Raw genomic sequence first — 1288 nt, forward strand, 5'->3', positions numbered from 1 at the left:
TGGTTTTGGCGGCTTTGATGACCCGATCCGTCGAAACATGAGCATGTACAGCCGTCCCTTGCACCCAGGCCTTCGCTTTGAGCACCTTGGGGCCTCGTGGGCTTTTCGCAACCTGTCTGGGCTGGATGTTTCTGGCCAGCTCCAGCAGGCGCTGAGCCAGGTTTTCCATCGGAACAACGGGCATGTACTCGGATGGCAGGGCAATCTGCATGCCTTCGTAACCCCCTCTGATCTGCACCGCCAAGTGATAGATCGAGGCTTCCCAATTCTCGGGCAAGGCATCGCGGTGAGCCTGTTCAACACTTCGCTTGAGCAAGGCCAGAACGTTGTATGCCAGCACGGCAGTGGTGAATCCAAGCAAGGCGGCTCGCGGACTGCCGAGGGTTTCAATTTCACTTTCCAGAATTGCTTCCAACCGCTGGAACATCCCTTCAATGCTCCAGCGGCGCCGATAGAAGTCTGCGATCTGTTGCGCACTGATGCTCTCGGGCAGGTTGCTCCAGAACATCAAGCTGTTATCACCTGAGTCGTTTGGTGAATGAAGCGTTAACTCGACACGTCGCCAGCGGTGCCCGCCTTTTACTTCGATGGATTGCTCGCGCACAGTGCCTGTGGCGACGGGCATCGGTGCTTGCCACTCACCTTCCTGGATCAAGCGTGGATGCTTGGCCTGCTGGCGAATGACAAATGATGTCTTCACCTGTTCGCACGCCTCCATTACAGGCAGCGTGCAGTAGAGACGGTCAGCGATCCAAACCTGATTGGTCTTTGCTTCAGCCAGCAACGGCAAAACACAAACTCGTTCGCTTGCGTAGGCGTCCTCGCACGGCTGGAGGTCAATTACCTGATCCAGGTCGGGGTCGTAAACCACCACCGAAAACCCGGGGCGAGCCGCTCCGCGCTCTTGGCGCAACGCGCCAAGACGCTTTTCGGTAGAGGCCAAGTGGCTGCCATCGACCACCCGAACTTGCCAATCAGGAAGCATGGCTGAGCAGCCCAACTCATGGATTGTCGGCGCCAAGCGCTGCGCGCAGCCTGTCACCAGAGCACGCAACAGGGCAGGTTCGGTTCGACTGATCTTGTCGTACAGAGCTGCCAGGCTGACGGGAAGGTCGTCCAGTTGTCTTGCCGCAGCATGCAGCGATGGCTTCAAGCCCAATGAAACAAGCGACATCAACTTGATAATGGTCGAGAACAGCAGCTCGCGAGAATACTGCCGTTGGCGGTGCTCCTCGAAAACCTGATCGATCCACTCCGGCGCAATGGCCTGCTCCAAGGCAAGTTTGGC

The 1288-nt window shown here is 57.6% G+C and carries 1 protein-coding gene; it reads right to left on the reverse strand.

Going from position 1 to position 1288, the window contains the following annotated elements:
• Positions 1 to 1288, reverse strand: a 1288-nt coding sequence (locus ACF8FB_RS26390; protein WP_392512514.1) for an IS4-like element ISPpu8 family transposase, incomplete at both ends; no start/stop codon positions are given.

It is taken from the genome of Pseudomonas sp. yb_2 (assembly GCF_043103905.1).
GTDB lineage: Bacteria > Pseudomonadota > Gammaproteobacteria > Pseudomonadales > Pseudomonadaceae > Aquipseudomonas > Aquipseudomonas alloputida.